15 protein-coding genes are annotated in these 19,884 nt (G+C 43.3%); 7 read left to right on the plus strand and 8 right to left on the minus strand.

All coding sequences use genetic code 11. The features are described from left to right. Positions 1–53 precede the first annotated feature (53 nt). Positions 54–1,265 (minus strand): tyrosine--tRNA ligase, encoded by a 1,212-nt coding sequence (gene tyrS, locus AK825_RS12920; RefSeq protein ID WP_068038205.1) that lies wholly within the window; start codon positions 1,263–1,265, stop codon positions 54–56. Between the two features lie 119 nt (positions 1,266–1,384). On the opposite strand from tyrS, the gene AK825_RS12925 reads away from it, so the two are divergent. The 3 genes from AK825_RS12925 to AK825_RS12935 all read left to right on the plus strand — a co-directional run bounded on the left by AK825_RS12925 (position 1,385) and on the right by AK825_RS12935 (position 5,375). Then, entirely contained in the window at positions 1,385–2,791 is a 1,407-nt protein-coding gene (locus tag AK825_RS12925; RefSeq protein ID WP_068038208.1) for an anhydro-N-acetylmuramic acid kinase, read from the plus strand. Between the two features lie 334 nt (positions 2,792–3,125). Next, complete coding sequence (gene fabF / locus AK825_RS12930; RefSeq protein ID WP_068039511.1) at positions 3,126–4,388, plus strand: beta-ketoacyl-ACP synthase II; 1,263 nt, start codon at positions 3,126–3,128, stop codon at positions 4,386–4,388. A 165-nt stretch (positions 4,389–4,553) separates the two neighbouring features. Beyond that, on the plus strand, positions 4,554–5,375 hold the full coding sequence (locus AK825_RS12935) for a hypothetical protein (protein ID WP_227514077.1): 822 nt from the start codon (positions 4,554–4,556) through the stop codon (positions 5,373–5,375). 159 nt (positions 5,376–5,534) lie between these two features. On the opposite strand, the gene AK825_RS12940 is transcribed toward AK825_RS12935, so the two are convergent. The 5 genes from AK825_RS12940 to AK825_RS12960 form a co-directional block, all read right to left on the minus strand. Next, positions 5,535–7,352 (minus strand): aminopeptidase P family protein, encoded by a 1,818-nt coding sequence (locus AK825_RS12940; protein ID WP_068038215.1) that lies wholly within the window; start codon positions 7,350–7,352, stop codon positions 5,535–5,537. A gap of 379 nt (positions 7,353–7,731) precedes the next feature. Further along, the gene (locus tag AK825_RS12945) at positions 7,732–9,294 is read right to left on the minus strand and encodes a peptide MFS transporter (protein WP_068038218.1); all 1,563 of its coding nucleotides are present in this window, start codon (positions 9,292–9,294) and stop codon (positions 7,732–7,734) included. 262 nt (positions 9,295–9,556) lie between these two features. Further along, on the minus strand, positions 9,557–10,006 hold the full coding sequence (locus AK825_RS12950) for a hypothetical protein (protein WP_068038221.1): 450 nt from the start codon (positions 10,004–10,006) through the stop codon (positions 9,557–9,559). A gap of 135 nt (positions 10,007–10,141) precedes the next feature. Then, positions 10,142–11,716, minus strand: a complete 1,575-nt coding sequence (gene lnt / locus AK825_RS12955) for an apolipoprotein N-acyltransferase (protein ID WP_068038224.1) — start codon at positions 11,714–11,716, stop codon at positions 10,142–10,144. 318 nt (positions 11,717–12,034) lie between these two features. Beyond that, positions 12,035–12,934, minus strand: a complete 900-nt coding sequence (locus tag AK825_RS12960) for a CBS domain-containing protein (RefSeq protein ID WP_068038225.1) — start codon at positions 12,932–12,934, stop codon at positions 12,035–12,037. A gap of 240 nt (positions 12,935–13,174) precedes the next feature. Here AK825_RS12960 and AK825_RS12965 point away from each other — a divergent pair, with 240 nt between their 5' ends. Beyond that, a complete protein-coding gene (locus AK825_RS12965) occupies positions 13,175–14,449 on the plus strand; it encodes a DUF4105 domain-containing protein (RefSeq protein ID WP_068038228.1) in 1,275 nt (424 codons plus the stop codon). 45 nt (positions 14,450–14,494) lie between these two features. On the opposite strand, the gene AK825_RS12970 is transcribed toward AK825_RS12965, so the two are convergent. Continuing rightward, complete coding sequence (locus AK825_RS12970; protein ID WP_227514078.1) at positions 14,495–15,040, minus strand: YcgN family cysteine cluster protein; 546 nt, start codon at positions 15,038–15,040, stop codon at positions 14,495–14,497. 317 nt (positions 15,041–15,357) lie between these two features. Here AK825_RS12970 and AK825_RS12975 point away from each other — a divergent pair, with 317 nt between their 5' ends. The 3 genes from AK825_RS12975 to mutY all read left to right on the plus strand — a co-directional run bounded on the left by AK825_RS12975 (position 15,358) and on the right by mutY (position 18,830). After that, positions 15,358–16,095, plus strand: a complete 738-nt coding sequence (locus AK825_RS12975) for a dienelactone hydrolase family protein (RefSeq protein ID WP_068038234.1) — start codon at positions 15,358–15,360, stop codon at positions 16,093–16,095. 311 nt (positions 16,096–16,406) lie between these two features. Next, positions 16,407–17,360: a ribosome biogenesis GTPase YlqF gene (gene ylqF / locus AK825_RS12980; RefSeq protein WP_068038237.1), complete on the plus strand. Its 954-nt coding sequence runs from the start codon at positions 16,407–16,409 to the stop codon at positions 17,358–17,360. A 222-nt stretch (positions 17,361–17,582) separates the two neighbouring features. Beyond that, positions 17,583–18,830, plus strand: coding sequence for an A/G-specific adenine glycosylase (gene mutY / locus AK825_RS12985; RefSeq protein ID WP_068038241.1), 1,248 nt, complete (start codon positions 17,583–17,585; stop codon positions 18,828–18,830). A 30-nt stretch (positions 18,831–18,860) separates the two neighbouring features. On the opposite strand, the gene AK825_RS12990 is transcribed toward mutY, so the two are convergent. After that, complete coding sequence (locus AK825_RS12990) at positions 18,861–19,763, minus strand: acyl-CoA thioesterase II (RefSeq protein WP_068038243.1); 903 nt, start codon at positions 19,761–19,763, stop codon at positions 18,861–18,863. Positions 19,764–19,884 lie beyond the last annotated feature (121 nt).

Consider the following 19,884-nt stretch of genomic DNA (forward strand, 5'->3'; position numbering starts at 1 on the left):
TCCTCAAGCCATAATGAACTTATAAACTCTCTTTACCTAACTTGCCATCTTGATTAACCCACCGTCACTTTTGCATAAGCTTTTTTACCTGCTTGGATAACTGCTGTCTGTCCTGAGGTTAAGCTAAAACTTGCGTCGACCACTTCACCATCAACTTTTACTGCGCCCCGTTTTACCATATCTTTGGCTGCTGAGTTGTTTTTGGCAAGTTCAGCTTGGTTCAGAATTTGGGTAATAAATAGTGCGTCTTGACCTTCTAAATCTAGCATTATCTCTGGTAAATCCACTGGTAATTCGCCATCAGCTAGTACGTTACCTGCAGATTTATGCGCATTGGCAGCAGCGTCCGCATCATGAAAACGCTCAATCAATTCTTCGGCTAAAATACGTTTGATTTCTTGTGGATTGCGACCGTTTTCCATCTCTGCCATCAAGCTGTCGACTTCTTCCATCGGCTTAAAGCTTAAAAATTCAAAGTAGCGACGAATTAGGGTATCTGGCATGGATAGTAGTTTTTGGTACATCGTGCCCGGTGCATCATAGATGCCGACATAGTTGTTCAGTGACTTAGACATTTTATTGACGCCATCTAAACCTTCTAAGATTGGCACCGTAATACAAACTTGCGGCTCTTGACCGTAACGGCCTTGCAAAGTGCGTCCCATTAGGATGTTAAAGGTTTGGTCAGTACCGCCAAGCTCGACATCGGCTTTTAGCGCGATAGAGTCATAACCTTGAACTAATGGGTAGAGAAACTCATGGATAGCAATTGGCGTTTGCGCCGCATAGCGTTTAGAGAAGTCATCACGCTCAAGCATACGCGAGACAGTCAACTGGCTAGAAAGCTGAATCATATCGCCCGCTGACATATCTTTGAACCATTCAGAATTAAAGACAATACGGGTTTTTTCTTTATCCAAAATCTTAAATACTTGCTCAGCATAAGTTTGCGCATTGATTTGGATTTGCTCGTCGGTCAATGGTGGACGCGTAGAATTTTTACCAGAGGGATCTCCAATCTTGGCCGTATAATCACCAATTAAAAAATAAATCTCATGACCCAAATCTTGAAAGTGCTTAAGCTTATTAATCAATACCGTGTGACCTAAATGCAGATCAGGCGCGGTGGGATCAAAGCCTGCCTTAATACGTAGCGGACGGTTTAGTTTTAATTTAGCAACTAAATCTTCTTGCGATAAAATTTCTTGCGTACCGCGCTGAATAAGGGCAAGTTGTTCTTCTAAAGTGTATGAATGGTCTGTCATGATGATCTCTTTATTGTCTTTATTGAAAGATTAAATTGTTTGAACTATTTAGAATCTGATAGCCATCAAAAGATGTTAGAATTTGACGGATATACTAGCGTTTTTTAAGGGAAATTGCCATGACCAACCCCGCATCGATTGCTGATACTAATGATACTACTTATTCGAATATGAATTTTGATAATGGTAAAGACAATACTTTAGACAATGGTTTAGAAAAGAGCTCAGATAATATTGACGACTTAAACTATGCCACATTGACCGATGCGCTGGAGCAAACGGTGTTTGAAAGTTTCGATGATGGTTTATACATCGGTATGATGTCAGGTACTAGCTTAGATGGTATGGACGCTGTTCTTTGTCAATTTAATGACAATGTTAATAGCGACGGTATTAATAATGATGACGACACGCAGCAACCCATGCGTTTATTGGCGACTTGTAGCCAGAATTTTCCACCACGTCTCCGTGAAGTGTTATTGGCCTTATGTCAGCCTAATGGTGTTCAAGAATTAACGCCGACAGATGATGAACCAAATAGCGAATTAGACTGGTTCGGTTGGGCAAGCAAAGAGTACGGTGAGTTTGCAAGCGACGTGGTTAATACCTTATTGCAGCAGTCAAATACAGATAGTGAATCCGTACTAGCAATTGGCTGTCATGGTCAAACCGTGCGCCATCGCCCGCAAATGGGCTTTACGTTGCAATTAGTCGATGCCAATATCATCGCTGAGCGTACTGGCATTAGCGTCGTGAGTGATTTTCGTCGCCGTGATATGGCGGTCGGTGGTCAAGGTGCGCCTTTGGTCCCTGCTTTCCATCAAGCATTATTTGCCACGCCTGCCTGTACCCGAATTTTATTAAACTTGGGTGGTATTGCTAATATCACCGTCTTGCCAGCGCTTACTAGTGACCTTTCAAACAATCAACAAGCAGATAGCGTTGTTGGTTATGATACGGGCCCTGCTAATTTATTATTAGATGCGTGGACGGCATTGCATACAGATAATGATTATGATGCTGGCGGTGCATGGGCGCAATCTGGACAAGTCGTTGAGCCGCTACTTAATCAACTGATAGAGCATCCATTTTTTGCACGGTCTTACCCTAAGAGTACAGGTCGTGAAGATTTTAACTTAGCTTGGTTACAGGACGAACTACAAAAATTCGATCAGGCTTCTGCCCATATTCGTTATTCATCCGCTGATGTACAAGCAACCTTGACCGAGCTGACGGCCATTAGTGCTAGTGCGCAAATTAACATGTTTATACAAGCTCATGAAAGCAGTTCGGTTTACGTTTGTGGTGGCGGTGCGCTTAATGATTATTTGATGACACGATTGCAAGCACACCTCCCCCATTGCATAGTAGAGACTACTGCAAGCCTAGGACTTAACCCCGCTTGGGTAGAAGCGGTTGCTTTTGCTTGGTTGGCAAGGCAGACACTTATAGGTGAAACAGGTAACTTGCCAGCCGTTACTGGCGCAAGTAAAGGTGTGGTGTTGGGACAGGTGTGTTTTGCTTAAACATTAAGATTATTATTGAATTTATATGGTATTTAAGCGTGCAATCAATAGCAATATAGTGGCATATTACTCTAGCGTCACTATTCTATGAACTATTAAGTTTACAGACGTGCACTTATGTGCTTTATAATGGCTGCTAAAATAGTAAGATAACGCTATAAATAATATAGAACTATTCCTCAATAGCCATACAATATAAGCAAGTCCATCCCTTTAGGACCGCAAGTACAGGATATATCTCATGAGCCAAAATAGCAGTTCACCGACACCACAACATACCAACACTGCACCAAAACTGCGTCATAAACCACCTCATTATGAGCGTTCTGATGAGATGCGTATCGTCGTCACTGGTATGGGTGCCGTTACCCCACTAGGGGTGGACATAGAAAGCACGTGGACACGGCTGCTCAACGGTGAAAGTGGCATTACCTCAATCTCACATTTCGATGCGACTGACTATCGCGCCCAAATCGCAGGCGTGATTAAAGACTTCGACACTAAGCAATATATGAGCCCCAAAGACGCACGCCGCTATGATGCATTTATGCACTATGGTGTAGCTGCTACTGCAATGGCACTTAAAGATGCAGGCTTCATTGAAGCAATCAGCGCAGAGGACACTCCGGTACAGAATGTCGACCAAGAGCGCTTCGGTGTCATCTTAGGATCAGGCATTGGTGGTATTCAAACTATTGAAGATAGCTGCGCCATGCTAAATGCAAGAGGTGCTAAAAAAGTATCACCATTTGTCGTTCCAGGCTCTATTGCCAATATGGCGGCTGGCCTAGTAGCTATCAAACACAAACTTAAAGGTCCCAATCTTGCGACTGCGACAGCATGTACTACAGGTACGCATGCTATCGGTTTGGCTGCACGCCTAATCGCTTATGGTGATGCTGATGTCATGATTGCAGGTGGTAGCGAGAGAGGCTCGAGCCCATTAGGTATGGCAGGCTTCGCGGCTATGCATGCGCTCTCTACCCGCAATGATGAGCCGACCAAAGCATCACGTCCATTCGATAAAGATCGTGATGGTTTTGTGATGGGTGACGGCGCAGGCGTATTGGTACTGGAAAGCCTTGCTCACGCCAAGGCACGCGGTGCAACCATACTAGCTGAAGTTGTCGGCTTTGGTATGAGTGACGATGCCAGCCATATCACGGCGCCACCTGAAGATGGTAATGGTGCTGCACGCGCTATGCAAAGTGCCCTTAATGACGCAGGTATTGATCCATCACGCGTTGGCTATGTCAACGCTCATGGTACTAGTACGCCTGCTGGAGATGTCGCTGAATCCATAGCGATTGAGACTGTATTTGCTTCGGTCAAAGACAGCATTTTGGTTAGCTCAACCAAATCTATGACTGGGCACTTATTAGGCGCAGCTGGTGGTGTGGAAGCTATCTTTACGATACTTGCTTTGCAGAATCAGCACGTACCGCCGACGATTAATCTAGACAATGTCGAGGACAACTGCAATTTAGACTATGTGGCCAATAAATCACGTAAAGTTGAAAATCTTGATTACGCTGTATCTAATAGCTTTGGTTTTGGCGGCACCAATGGTTCATTAATTTTTGCACGTTGGTCATAGTTATCATAGTTATTGAGCCTAAGTTGAATCATAATTAAGCTATAAAAGTGAATAATGCTATCAATGTAACGTTGGTAGCAGATTTGCTACGTTTGTCCCCTTGCAGCCCCTTATCATAGTTGCGTATGATAAGGGGTAATTTTTAGAAAATTTATGGAAGAGTCTATGTCAAGCTATTCGTTTTCGCATCAATTTTATCAGCGGTGGACCCGTGCGCCAGAGCAGATACGCGCTGCCATTGTCCAAGAATTAACGGATATTACTACTCTGCTGCAAACAGACACTCCTTTTGAAAGTTTTACCTTTAGTCTGCCTGATTTAGACGCGCACCTTGATGAGTTATATAGTGTGCATGAAGCAGAGCAAGCGGCTGCAAAAGAGCTTGCCGATAAGCAGGCGGAACAACGTGCCGCTGCTGAACAACAACGCTTAGCAGAAGAGAAAAAAGCCGCAGAAGAAAAAGCACGCGCTGCAGCAAAAGTTGAGCGTGAAGAAGCTAAGCGCCAAGAAGAAAAACTGCAGATAGAGCAAGCACAAAAACAACAAGCGCAAAAAGAAGAGCGTGCAGCACAATTAGAAGCGGACAAAAACAACAGTGTTAAAGTAGCGCAAGATACAAGTGCAGCAGCTAGTGCCAATAATAATCCTGACACCAGTACTGATATTAGGGTTACAGACAATGAGAAAGATAGCGCTGATGGTAGTGTAAATCCGAACCATCACACTGAACATACTATTGTGAAACCTAAAAAAGGCGCCGCAATTGATTTGTCATTTAAGGATCCAGAGTTAAGCGCTGCCCATGAGACCTTAATTCATGAGCTAGAGATGCACGTAGATGATTACCTCAGTGAGCAAATGATGCAAATGTCTGAGGACTTAAAATCATGGTTACGTGCCGAAGTTAGTCATCAACTAGCTGGCATTACAGAAAAAAACCAAGCTGTCGAAGATATTATTCAAAGAAACATCGCTAAGAAGAACTAGTCTTCGAGAGGGCTTAGCATTTATTGATTATTGCGTTTATTGCTGACGCTCTAAGTGTCTCAGCTAAAAATCTTAAATACAAAAAAGCCCCGTAAATTTTTACGGGGCTTTTTCTATTTTGGATTCATAGATTGGATTAATAGATACAAGCTTTTATTTTTAAATGGCTTGTGTACGCTCGGTCAACCACTCAAGTGCCGCACCATCAACGCGGTCTTTTAGCTCAGCATAGACTTGATTGTGATAGTCGTTTAGCCAATCAATCTCTACTTGATCTAACAATGAAGACTCAATCAAACGGGTATCAATTGGGCAGTAAGTGATGGTTTCAAAGTTTAAGAATTTACCAAACTCAGTCTCAGTCGGACTCGCCACTGGCATATTAACGACTAAGTTTTCAATACGAATACCCCACTTGCCTTCACGGTATAGACCTGGCTCATTACTAGAGATCATTCCCTCTTTCATGGCGCGCTCTTTTGGCGTACTGGCACTATAAGCAATAACTTGTGGGCCTTCATGCACGTTTAAGAAGTAACCAACACCATGGCCGGTCCCATGACCATAATCCATCTGTGCTTGCCATAATGGTGCACGGCAAATCGCATCGATTAGTGGCGAGGCTATACCATCAGGGAAGTTTGCACGCGCCAAAGCGATATGGGCTTTGAGCACCGTGGTAAAGTCACGTTTGTGCTCGCTGCTTACTTTTCCAATACCGACCACGCGAGTAATATCAGTGGTGCCGTTCTGATACTGAGCGCCTGAGTCAATCAGCAATAATCCACCTTCGCCCTCAGCGACATCAAGGTAGCTAAACTTTTCTGGTGTCGCACGGTAATGGGGCAACGCACCATTTTCATTAAATCCTGCAATGGTTGGAAAGCTTGGCGATACATAATGTGGCTGCTGACTACGTACCTCAATCAGCATACTATCAACGTCCAGCTCACTTAAGCGCTCACCGTCTGCTAAGCGCTTCTCAAATGTGGCAAAGAATTCACTTAATGCGGCTCCATCTTGACGCATGGCTTCACGTACGTGATCGATATCTGAGTCAGATTTAACAGATTTTAGCAAAGTGCTCGGTGCCATTTGCTCGATAAAGCCTACATCATCCGCCATCTTCGATAGCGTACCCACTGCGACTTTACTTGGATCTAACAATAGCAAGTCATCTGGCGTCAGCGCACTCAATGCATCTTGTACTGCATCATAATCAGCAAGCGTGATATCGCTATCCTTTAGAGCTTTTTCAATGTCAGCGCTGACTCTATTATCATCAACAAACAATGTCGCCTTATCTTCACTGATTAGCATATGCGCTAAAAACACCGGGTTGTAATCGACATCGGCACCGCGCAGATTGGTCAACCATGCAATGTCATCTAAGCTTGAAAGCAAGTGATGCGTTGCGCCTGCATCGCCCATACCTGCACGCACGGCGGCAAGCTTTGAGGTAGCAGACTGGGCGAGAAACTGCTCATCGTGAGCATATAACTCTGCTGATGGTAGCGCTGGACGATCACTCCATATGTCTGTCAATACATCACGCTCAGTGATTAAAGTAATGTCGTTGGCATCAAAAGCGTCTAGTAACTTATCTTGCTCAGCGATAGATAGCACATTACCATCGACTGCTACGCTATCACCTTCTTGCAAGTGCTCAGCTAACCAGTCAATATGGTTTGGTTGACCAGGCGCGAGCTTTTCTAAGCTGATACCTGTTCCTTCTAGCTGATCAGCTGCGTGCACCCAATAGCGACTATCAGTCCATAGGCCGGCAAAATCAGCCGTAACGACGAGCGTACCTACTGAGCCGGTAAACCCTGACAACCACAAACGTGATTGCCAATATTCTGGTAAGTACTCAGATAAATGCGGATCAGCAGATGGCACAATAATCGCGGTAAAGTCTTGGGCAGCTAAGCTTTTACGTAAGCTATCGATACGATCATGAATGGTTTGTTTATTCATTAAATGCTTCCTTATTGATTTTGGAGAAGTTTTATCGTGAGGCGGCTATGATTAGTCGTCTTATTCGAGCGGGTAAAGTTGCTTTAAAGTTTAATTAAATAATCAGTATTTGAATCAGCCACATTCAATATGTTTGAGAATTAAAATGTTGTAAAAAGTCAGATACCAAATATATGAGGCCAACTATTATTTCAGCAGAATAGTATTAAAGCAGAACATCATTAGATGTTTGGGCAGAAAGTAGGCTTTCAATAGCCTGAGGCAAATATCTCACCAAGTGAAACAATAAAACGTGCTACCAGTAATGGTAACACGTCTCATCATCTGTCATGGACTTGTGCGGTACACTTGCTCAACGACTTATTAAAAACCCTATTAATTAGCTGACTTTATCGGCACGCTCACTTTTTTGTAGCATGTTATTAATAGGCTTCGCTAATACTAATAATAAGGCAGCAGTAACAACCAATAAAATTGTCATCGTCGTAAACAGATCTGGTAAGCCTTCAATCTTATCAGCTGAAACGTTGCCGCCGAAAAATGCGGCAACCAAATTACCCATGGCTAAAGAAGCAAAGAAAAGTCCCATCATCTGACCTTGCATGCCTTTTGGTGCAAGCTTAGTCATTGAAGACAGACCTACAGGACTAAGTGCCAGTTCGCCAAGCGTTAGTAACAGCAAACTACCTACCAACCATAAAGGTGATGCTAACCCACTATCATTAGTCAAAATACTCTTAGAGGCCACAATCATTAAGCCAAAACCTGCAGCAGCAAGTAACATACCGAGAGCAAATTTAACCATACTACTAGGCTCAACGCCTCTATTGCCAAGCTTAACCCATATAATGCTGACAATTGGCGCTAACAGAAGAATAAATAAAGGGTTGAGCGATTGAAACCAAATACTTGGTATCTCAAAACCTAAAACATTAAGATCGGTATAGCGATCAGCAAACAAGTTAAAAGAAGTCGGCTGCTGCTCAAAGCTTGACCAAAACAGCGTCGAGCCGATAATTAAAATAAAACAAATTAACAGACGGAGCTTATCGGTTTTATCAAGCCTAGGTGAAATGAACATAATAGCAAAATAAAGTATCACCACACCTGCGATGATATAGGTCATATACTCAGCCACCATTTGAGGCTGAAACGGCATCATACCTGTAGAGACCAAAATGACGATTGTAGCTAGTAAAGCTAAGAATCCTGCGACCCAGCGACCGACGTTTTTATGGCGATCATTGGCATGTTCCCACTCAGCCGTGATACCTTTTGCTCGTGCATAGCGTGTTAAAGTTTTTTGGGCAGAAAAACGGTATATGAGCAATGAGACTAGCATGCCAAGACCACCGACACCGAAACCAACATGCCACATGCCTTTTTCTTTGAACACCCCAACGATAAGCGCGGCTAATAATGCACCAATATTGATACCCATATAGAATAAAGTAAAGCCGCTATCACGGCGTACATCACCCTTAGAATACAACGCACCGACCATCACTGAAATACAAGTTTTAAATAAGCCTGAGCCCAAAACAATACACATTAGACCGACGAAAAATAATGTCATACCAAACATAGCGGAAAGCGCAATACACAAGTGACCAAAGGCAATAATAATACTACCCCACCACAGGGCACGCTCTTGACCCAGCCAATTATCAGCTAGCCAGCCACCTGGCACTGCTGCCAAGTATAAAGAGCCAGCAAAAATGCCGTAGATAGCAGAAGCGGTTACCTCATCAAAACCAAAACCACCGCTGCCTACCGTTGCCACCATAAAAAGTACTAATAGCGGGCGAATACTATAATAAGAGAACCGTTCCCACATTTCAGTAAAGAACAATGGACGTAATGGCTGAGGGTGTCCCATAAATCCATTATCTAGTGCTTCTAGCTCAGCCGCATTAACCTCTGATTGTGTCTCCGTTCTCATAAGTTTATTCCTTTAACACACTACTATAGAGATGACCAAGCCCTTCATTATTGAGACGGACGGTCGTAAATGCGCGTTATTGTTTCATTAGATTATCAGTATGTAAAGGGAAAGATTGTTTACTATTTGAACAAATGCCTACGAAAACTTGACAAAAAAAAGCACCAACCTATTAAAAACAATAGGTCGGTGCTTTTATACAAGCTTGATAATTAGAAGCTAATCGTGTTGCTTATATATACTGTTAAGTAATGATATTCGCTTACTGTGCAGCTGCGGTGTCGTCAGCAGTACCAGCATCTAAATCACCATCAGCCTGTTCTGCAGTTAAATCAGTACCTTCAACGGCAGCTTGGCTGACTGTACCTGAAGCAGTCGCAGTACCAGCTTCAGCGCTAACTACCGCGCCACTTGTATCTTCTGCAGGTGTTACTGTTGCATCAGCAGGCGTTTCAGTTGCTGTTGCAGCATCTGCTGAAGCAGCTGTCTCTGTCTCTGCGGTGTCAGCTGTTTCTGTATCTTCAGCGGCAATAGCTTCTGCTTCATCAGCCGCTGCCGAAGCCTCAGTAGTTTCAGCCGTGATGTGCTCTCCTGCTGGACGCAAGAATGCTGAAATACCAATAAGTAAGACAATACCTAAAAACAAGGCAATGCCACCTAGAGCATACATAAACTCTTTTTTTGGATTGTTGTTGACGATATCTTCTGACATACCTTATCCACCTTGCACAAAATATTTAAAATTTTAGCCTATTATATCGCAATTTATACCAATGTGTTCAAACCCTTAACTATTTAAAGGAATTATTATTTAGTACATACCAATTAAGCTGTGATAATGACGCTCCTATTTACCAAGCTGAGCGCGAGTGGTTGAGCGCTTACCTAGATAGCTCAATAGTAATAACAGTGCCATGATAAACAAAATAGGGTAATTACCAAGACTCATAAACGGAGTGTTACCAACCCGTGCCTGAATATCACCGCGTAATACTGTGCGCTCAAACTGCGGCGCCCGCTCGACAATACGGCCTTTATGATCAATGATAGCGGTAACGCCAGTGTTAGTTGCGCGCATAAACCAGCGACCATTCTCAAGCGCGCGCATCTGTACCATTTGCAGATGTTGCAGTGGGCCTGCTGAAGTACCAAACCAAGCATCGTTTGAGATAGTTAATAAAAAGTCAGTACCGATTGCATTTTTACGAGTGGTATCAGGGTAAGCAACTTCATAACAAACTGCCGCGCCTAAATTATGCCCACGCACACGTAACGGTGATTGCTGATCACTACCGCGACTATAGCTCATGATATCTTGACTGCCAGCTAGATTGGGCAAGATATCTAGCAAGCCTTCAAAGGGAATATACTCACCAAACGGCACTAGACGCTGTTTTTTATACAAGCCTTCTGCCTCAGCACCCAAGGCAATAACACTATTATAGAATGGTGGATACTTATCGGTACTGGCATCAAATGCTGCTTCATCTTTATAAGGAATACCGGTCACCCATGTGGTATCAGTAGCATTAGCCATTTTTACCATTTCACTGATAAAGCCAACTGCCTCTGTCTGGAACATAGGGATTGAAGATTCAGGCCAGAGCACGATATCACGCCCCCACTCAGTGCTGGTTAAGGTTGCATAAATCTTGAGAGTTTCCACCTGATACTCGGTCAACCATTTGAGATCTTGTGGAATATTACCTTGGATTAATGATACGGATAAATCAGGCGTGCCTTTAGGTTTCGTCCATTGCGGATTGATTAGCCATAGTGCAGTGCTGATGACCAACAGTGCTACAGAAGCAATGGCATAACCTGCACGGCGACGCAAAAGCTCCACTATACTGGCGGCTAATAATACTGCGACGAAAGAGACGGCAAATACACCAGCGACGGGCGCAAGTGAAGACAACCAATACTGCTCAGTAAAGGCGTAGCCAACGAACAACCACGGAAAACCCGTGAACAGCCACGTTTTCATCCACTCTTGTAGTATCCAAAGAGCTGCAAAGGATAATGGCTGCTTGCCAACCACCCGATTAAATATCAAGGCTAAAAAGCCATGAAATAACCCCATCCCTAGGCCCATCAGCGCAATCATAATTAACGCAAGCCATACAGGCGTCGCACCATAAACGTGAATAGAGGTATATAGCCAAAACGCACCAACACACCACAGCCCCGTACCATATGCTTGACCGATAATAAATGCGCGCTTGCCAGTCATATCCGGCAACAGTAGCGCATACAAAATAGCAGGCGATACCAGTGCTAGTGGCCAGATACCATAAGGCGCGAGTGCAAATATAAATATCGCACCTGCAAGCCAAGCAATCAAAATAGTTAACCCTAGCGATAGGCGTTTAGGCTTAGTAGGATTCAAACGCTTTTGTAAATCAACAGTAGACAGGCGCATAGCAATTATCCAGAATCTTATTATTCAAAACATTAAGTTTGAGGCTTCTTTTTTAACAGTAACCGTTTTTTGACAGATACTGTTTGACGGCCACTGGCAGTGCTGAAAATTAAATCCGCCCATGATACCAGCCTATACTAATTAATGGGTAAATTTGCGTAGCAAAAATAGTAAATGCCAAAAAGCAAAAAACACGACCGTAGTCGTGTTCTTACCATAAAAGCTTAAACCTAATATATATGCGTACCTTACATACTTTAGATACTAAATCGGTAAATTAATAGTTGGCAGCCGAGTTCTGGACTGATAGCTGGAAAACTAGTGGCTACCTATTAACAGTCGCTGATCGGCAGTGATTTTGGTCAGCTCTAAATTTTGAATAAAGCGTCCTTCTGCGTCAATGACTTTAATTTCCCAATCATCTATCTGTACGCTCTCACCCTCTAAATCACCCACGTAGCCAAGCGTCTGCATTACAAGGCCACCCATGGTATCGACATCGGTATCATCAAAGTGACTACCTAACTCGTCATTACAGTCCTCAATCACTGTAGAGGCTTGCACGCGCCAAGTATTAGGCTTTTCTGGATGCACAACGATATTATTGATATCACTATCTTCATCAAAGTCATCATGCTCATCGACGATATCACCGACGATTTCTTCTAACAAATCTTCCATCGTGACCACGCCGCCGAAGTTACCAAACTCATCGACTACAATCGCCATGTGTACTTGGGTACGCTGCAATGAGCGTAACAAGGTATCAGAACGCGCATTCTCATTAATATATAGCGGCTGACGTACCAAGTCTTTTAGACGTTTGCTGTCAATCTTGTCTTCTTGATCGCGCACCATATGTACTAAAATAGGAATCAAGTCTTTTGCGAGTAAGATACCAATAACCGCATCATCATCTTGACTGTCAAATACTGGATAGCGTGAATGCGTGGTTTCAAGGATGATATCCATCACTTCAGCAAGGCTAGTACTTTCATGTAGACCTATCACCTGCGGGCGCGGCGTCATGATTTCACGTACTTGCGTGGCTGGCAAATCCAGTACACCTTCGAGCATGTCGACTGTATCTGGCTCTAAGAACTGGCGTGAATCTTGTACCAGACGAATCAATTCATCACGGGTTTCGGGGGCGGTCGATAGCCAGCGTTTTAAGCCGCGCATCGACCAACTACTCGGGCTTGGAACGTCGTCAGACATGGCGATGTGATTTAACCTCTTTAGTTAATGATAATTAATATGATAATAAAACGAGTAATGGAGATTAAAATAATAAATAAAGCTGGCTAACTTATCATTAGAGATAGATAGACCAGTCTAAATTAGCTTCACTTTATCGCAAGCCCACCAGACATTCAACGACAAATTTATCCAAATTGTATTGTCAGTGTGTTATAAACTTTGCTATCGTCAACAACTTCACTTATTTAGCTTACACTTATGTCGCTTCGTTCTGTTATTTCTCAGCTTTTATCATCTCGTAAAGCTAACCCTAGCTTGTCGAACAATACGAGCGACAACGCACGCCAACCAAAAAATTGGCGGCATTATGTTGTGCATTTTTTGATTGCACTGACGCTTATATTATCAGCACTCTGGCTATTAATGTTGCTTGGCTATCAGCTCGGTGCATACAGTCCGGTAACTTGGATAGCGACCATAGTGATTGTCGGTTTGCTAGCATCGGTATTGTCCGTAAAATATCGGCCAAAGCTAGCCAATAGGATTATAGATAAAGCGACTAACAAAACCATTAATCAAAAAACAACCAATAAATGGCTAACTGGAATATATATGGCTGTTTGGGTAGTCGGCCTTGGTTGGTTTTTTTCTATTGAACCCAAACAAAACCGTGATTGGATGGCGGAAGTCAGTCAAAGAGTCTCTTATGAGCGCGATGCCACCAACCCTGATTTGATTACATTTACCAATGTGCGTAACTTTGATTGGCATACTGATGAGGACGCGACTGAACGCTGGGAGACGCGTATAGTTGATATGTCCAAATTATCCGGTATCGATGTGAGTAACTCTTACTGGATGGGACCATTGATTGCCCATACTCTAGTAAGCTTTCGCTTCGAAGATGATAGACCGCTCGCCTTCTCTTTTGAGATTCGTAAAGAAAACGGCGAATCGTTTTCGGCACTTGCAGGCTTTTTTAGACGTTATGAGCTCAGCCTCATTGCCGCTGAAGAGCGCGATATCATTTACACCCGTAGTAATGCGCGCGGTGAGCAAGTTTATTTATTGCCTGTCAGCCATTTGCAGCAGTCGGAAGTCAAATCATTGTTTGAGTCATACTTAACCGCTGCCGATGAGCTTAATGCAAAGCCCGCTTGGTATAACACCTTGACCAGCAACTGTACCAATATTATCTTTTATATGGCACGAATTGTCAGTGGTGAACGGCTGCCATGGGATTATCGAATTTGGGTATCTGGCTGGTTACCAAATTATCTCTACGACGTCGGTATGCTGGATGCCAATCCTGAAAACGGTGGGCAACCATGGTCAATGGACATGTGGTATGAGCGCGCTCACATCAATCCAAAGGTTAGAGGTTTTGACAATCAAGCCAATCTAGATTCTAGCGCTAATAGCAATGAGTTTTCTGCTCAAATTCGCCAAGGCATTCCTATCCCGCCGCTAGCTGATTCGCAGTTAGAGGCTGACGCAGAAGCGAAATCTGCTGCCCAAGCTTCTAGTGATTGAGGTTTTTAGTAACTAAGACTTTCGATAAATAAACCTTCAAGTTAACTAAGGCTTCACCCAATTAACGACTCGCGTCTCCATCTCTTCATCAGACATTCCACTCTCGGAGACGCAGCGCCCTGCCACCCCTATGTTAGCAGCGCGCATTTGCTGCTGCGTTACTACCGCATCTTGAGTTAATAGCAGATGCCAATCCGGTAATGCCTGACCTTTATATAAACGCTTATATGCACAATGGGCTGGCAGCCACATCATGTTCGGCAAATTCTCAATCGTTAATTGAATACAGTCTGGCACGTACTCTTGGCGTGCAGCATAATGCTTGCAATAGCCCGTCGCACAGTCCATTAGCTGGCAAGTCACATCCGTATACTCGACCAGTTCTTCGTCGTCATCATTGTCAATGTACTTAATTAAGCAGCAACTGCCGCAGCCATCACACAAGGCTTCCCACTCACTATGGTTTAATTCAGACAGCTTAAACTGGGTCCAAAACTGTGGACGTAGCGCCGCATCATTTGCCTCACCTGATTGTGTATCAGATGTTATATCAGATGCTTTCTCTGAAAATGAACTTGATTGATGTAACAAATTTAGCCTCATAGAATTACAGTAGCGTTTTATAGAGTCGCAGTATCATTTTGATAAACAGCGTTACAGTATTATAGCTGTTTTTGTTGGTCGCGGGCGTTAAGGTAGAACGAGTCAGACAATTGAAAACGTACAAATATAGTCGATCTACTAAAAAATACAGTGCTACTGGGTTAAATTTTGCGCAGCCTCTGTCTGCGTAGGCACAGCAAGCAAGGAAAAATTATCCGTGTAGCACACTATAATAATTGTACTTTTTTTATCTAAGATTAACTATACAACTAAATAAAACTCACAATATAAAAAAGGACAATAATATGTCAATTAAGACCTTTGAATTGATAAGTACCACTGAAAATGGCATTGAACTAATTAGCTATGTTGCGCTGCCAGAAGACGCCTCAGATGAAAATCCTGTCGCTGGCATTCTAGTCGCACCTGAATGGTGGGGCGTGGTCGATCATCCTAAAACAATCACTGAAAATCTGGCTAAAGCAGGTTATGCTGCCGTAGCAATGGATGTCTACGGCGAAGGTAAACTGACCTCTGATGCAGCTCAGGCTAATATGTGGATGGAGCAAGTGCTCGAAGATCAAGACATGCTGATGGCGCGTTGCCGCTTGATTCTTAACGACTTTAGCGACCAAATGGCAGTCAATGGCGATAATTTAGGCGCGATTGGCTATTGCTTCGGTGGTAAAGTTGTCCTCGATATGGCACGCGAAGGCATGCCATTAAAAGCAGTTGCAACCTTCCATGGCAACCCATCAGCAAAACAGCCAGCGGACGACAAATTCAAGGCTAAAGTATTGGTCGCCCACGGTCGCGATGATTCAATGGTATCAATGGACGCTATCGAAGGTCTGAAATCTGAGCTAGATGCTGCTGATGTTGATTATACTGTTGATGTATACGATAACGCCAAGCATGGCTTTACCAACCCACATGCAGATGAGCGCGCAGCCAAGAATGATGTAGATCTTGGCTACAATGAAGCCGCTGCCAAGCAAAGCTGGGAAAATATGCTAGAGTTTATGAAAGCTAATTTAGGTTAATGCTTTAACAGTTTAAATTAACAAAGCCTTCTAGCTTAACAAGAACTTGAGTAAAAATTTAGCAGAGTATGCTGGTCATACTCTGCTTTTTTGTGCGAAAAATTATTATCGATAGTATAAAACTATATCTGACTTCGGCTTTTTTCAATTCAAAATTCCTATAGTAAGACGCTTGAGCAAATTAAAATAAAACGAGCAATCTACTTTAGGTGCATTCAACTTCTCATTGTGTAGTAAACTTAACCTCATCACAAAAGTAAAAACCTATTGTCTTACTTTTGGCACTCCATTTAAAGAAGGTTGTTATATCAATGAGTAACGCTAGTATCCAGTGGTTCCCTGGACATATGAATAAAGCCCGTAACGAGATTAAAGAAATTATGCCAGAGATGGATGTGGTCATCGAAGTCATTGATGCTCGCATTCCATACAGTAGTGAAAACCCTATGGTAGCAGCGCTACGTGGACAAAAACCTGTCATCAAAATCCTCAATAAAGCAGACCTTGCCGACTCCAATCAAACGCAAGCGTGGATTGAGTATTTAGAAAGTCAGGATCAAGTAAAAGCCATAGCCTGTGACGATAACAAGTCCAGCGAAGTGAAACGCATCGTACAGATATGTAAGCAGTTAATGCCTAACAAAGTAGGCACTGGTAGGCAAATTAAGGTGCTTATCATGGGCATACCAAACGTTGGTAAATCGACTTTGATTAACAGTCTAGCTGGACGCAGCATCGCCAAAACGGGTGATGAACCTGCCGTTACTAAGTCACAGCAGCTGATTAAAATCGATGATGACATCATGCTCTATGATACGCCTGGCATGCTATGGCCAAAAATTGAAAACCCAAATTCAGGCTATCGCTTGGCTGCCACGGGTGGCATTAAAGACACAGCTTTTGATTTTGCTGATGTGGCTGGTTACACTGCTGAATATTTAATTGGGGCATATCCTGAGCTGCTTAAAGAACGTTATAAAGTTGAAGATTTACCAAAGACTGACTGGGAGTTTTTCGAAGTTGCTGGACGTAACCGAGGATTGCTAAAAAGAGGCGGCATCGTTGATACCTACCGTATGTCTGAGATTTTAGTTAATGAGCTTCGCAGTGGCATACTTGGTCGCATTACTTTAGAGACGCCAAAAATGCGTGAAGCAGAGCTACTATTGGTAGATGAGATACGCGCACAAGCGGAAGCCAAAAAAGAGGCTAAGTTAGAGGAAAAGCGTTTACGTAAAAAACGTGCGCGCAAGAATCGGAAGTAGAGCTGGTGTTCACTTAGAACTCATCAGTATTTTATAAAGAAATGAGCCAAACTTGGCTCATTTTAAAGTAATACTTACTTTTTATTATTGGAAATATTTCTTAAATGATATTTTCGAGCTATTTTTATCATAACCTATTCTCTTGCATCAACCCTTACCACACCCCATAAATCACCTTAATCATAAATTCTATATTCATTTTTTGATTTACAAGGAATACTCTTGCCTACTCATTTTTCTCAGTCATCTAATTCTCTCGACTCCTTCGCCCCACGCCTACTTGACTGGTTCGAAACGAACGGTCGCCACGATTTACCTTGGCAGCAGCACCAAACTGATACTCCCAATCCTTATGTCGTTTGGTTATCGGAAGTCATGCTACAACAGACGCAAGTAACGACTGTACTGCCCTACTTCGCGCGTTTTATGGACACCTTTCCGACAGTGCAAGATTTAGCGGAAGCAGAGTGGGATACAGTGGCGGAGCATTGGGCGGGTTTAGGCTATTATGCTCGCGCACGGAATTTGCATAAAGGCGCAAAGCAGTTGGTCGAGATAATTGATGAGACGGGCGACTTTCCACAAACCTTAGCAGGTTGGGAAGCGATATCTGGTGTTGGGCCTTCTACCGCTGGCGCGATTATGGCGATGGGACTGCATCGTTATGGCGTCATCTGTGATGGTAACGTTAAACGAGTGCTGACGCGCTGGGCGGCGATTGACGGTGACATTACTAAGTCTGCCACCACTAAAGAGCTATGGGCATTGGCAGAGCGTTTAACCCCTAGAGAGAGTTCAGGGCTATTTGCGCAAGCCATGATGGATATGGGCGCAACCTTATGTACGCGTAGCAAGCCTGCTTGCCTATTGTGTCCACTACAGGATGATTGCTTGGCACATGCGCAAGGTCGCGAAACCGATTATCCAGTCAAAGCAAAAAAACAACCCAAACCAAGCAAGTTTAGCAATGCCCTACTTATTCAAAGTGTAGACGGTGACATACTGTGGTTACAGCGCCCTGATAACGGCATTTGGGGTGGATTATGGAGTTTGCCGCTACAATTTGTAGAGAAAGTTGATGGCAAAGCTAGTGGCAAAATGACTGATAAAAAACAAGTTGCGAACGACGATAAGCTATTGGCTGTGCCAAGTGACGTACGTAGCAATGAGAAAATATATGAAGCGGAATTTACTACCGCTGAGCAAATTATCCATGAATGGCTAGCAAAGAACGAATTAGTAACAAAATCAATCAGTAACTCTTTATTGGATGACGCACCGATTAAGCATTCACTGACTCACTTTCATTGGTATTTGACACCGCGTCAGCTAGCAATCGATGCTACAAAAATAGTCGAGTTAAATGGCAAACTAAGCGCTGCAGAAATAGAATTTAAATGGCTAACTGCGCAGCAAGCTGAGGACAGCTTAGGTTTACCGCGCGCAATGGGAAAAATTATAGAAGGTTAGAATTTAGAGTAGAGCTAAGTTTAAGACTTTTTAAGACTTAGGCACTCGCAAGCGCATGAGCCCTTCTTGCTGTACGGTGGCGACCAGCTTGCCATCTTGCCAAAACTGACCATGATTGAGCCCCATAGCATTGGATGTCGTATCACTCCACATGTCATATAACAGCCAATCATTTATATCAAAACTGCGGTGGAAGTGCATTGAATGATCAATGCTAGCCGCTTGTAGACCGCTAGTCATAAAGCTGACGCCATGAGACATGAGCCCTGTTCCCACCAAATAAAAATCAGAGGAAAACGCCAAGAGCGCTTGCTGTATAGCAACTGGCTGCGTGCCCAATTCACGAATACGTAACCAGTTGGCTTGCTTAGGTTTCGTTGGCTCTGGATGTATAGGATCGCGTGGCTTGACAGGCTTAATCTCCACATGACGACGACGCATAAAACGAGCTTTAAGCGCATCTGGCACTTTGCCAACATAGCCTTCTTTTAAATCTTGCTCAGTTTGTAGATCTTCAGGTGGTGGATAAACCGGCATATTTTCTTGATACTCCAAACCGTCTTCCATCGGTGCAAATGAAGCAATCATCGAAAATATTACCTGTTCAACAGGTGGCTTACCACGTGCTTGCTTATATTGAATCGCTGTTACTTCACGTGCTGACAAGCTACGACCATCACGCAAACGTCTTACTTTGTAAATCACTGGCTGATTGATATCACCGCCACGCAAAAAATACCCATGTAACGAATGGCAAGGCTTATCCGTATCAAGTGTTTGGGCAGCAGCCATTATGGCTTGAGCCAGTACTTGCCCGCCAAATATACGTGCACCAACGTAATCATGGCTTTTGCCTTCAAATACATCAGGACTGACCTCGATAAGCGCTACCGTAGCGAGCAACTCATCAATCAATTGTGAATAATCAGACATGGCAGTAAGTTTCCTTATTTTTCAGCGACATTCATTGGCAAGCGAGGTTACTACGATACGGCTTAGAATAGCCTAAAACAGTACTTAGAAATGACATTTATCATTAAATTTTGATACGTAA

Origin of the sequence: Psychrobacter sp. P11G5 (genome assembly GCF_001593305.1) — a bacterium.
GTDB lineage: Bacteria > Pseudomonadota > Gammaproteobacteria > Pseudomonadales > Moraxellaceae > Psychrobacter.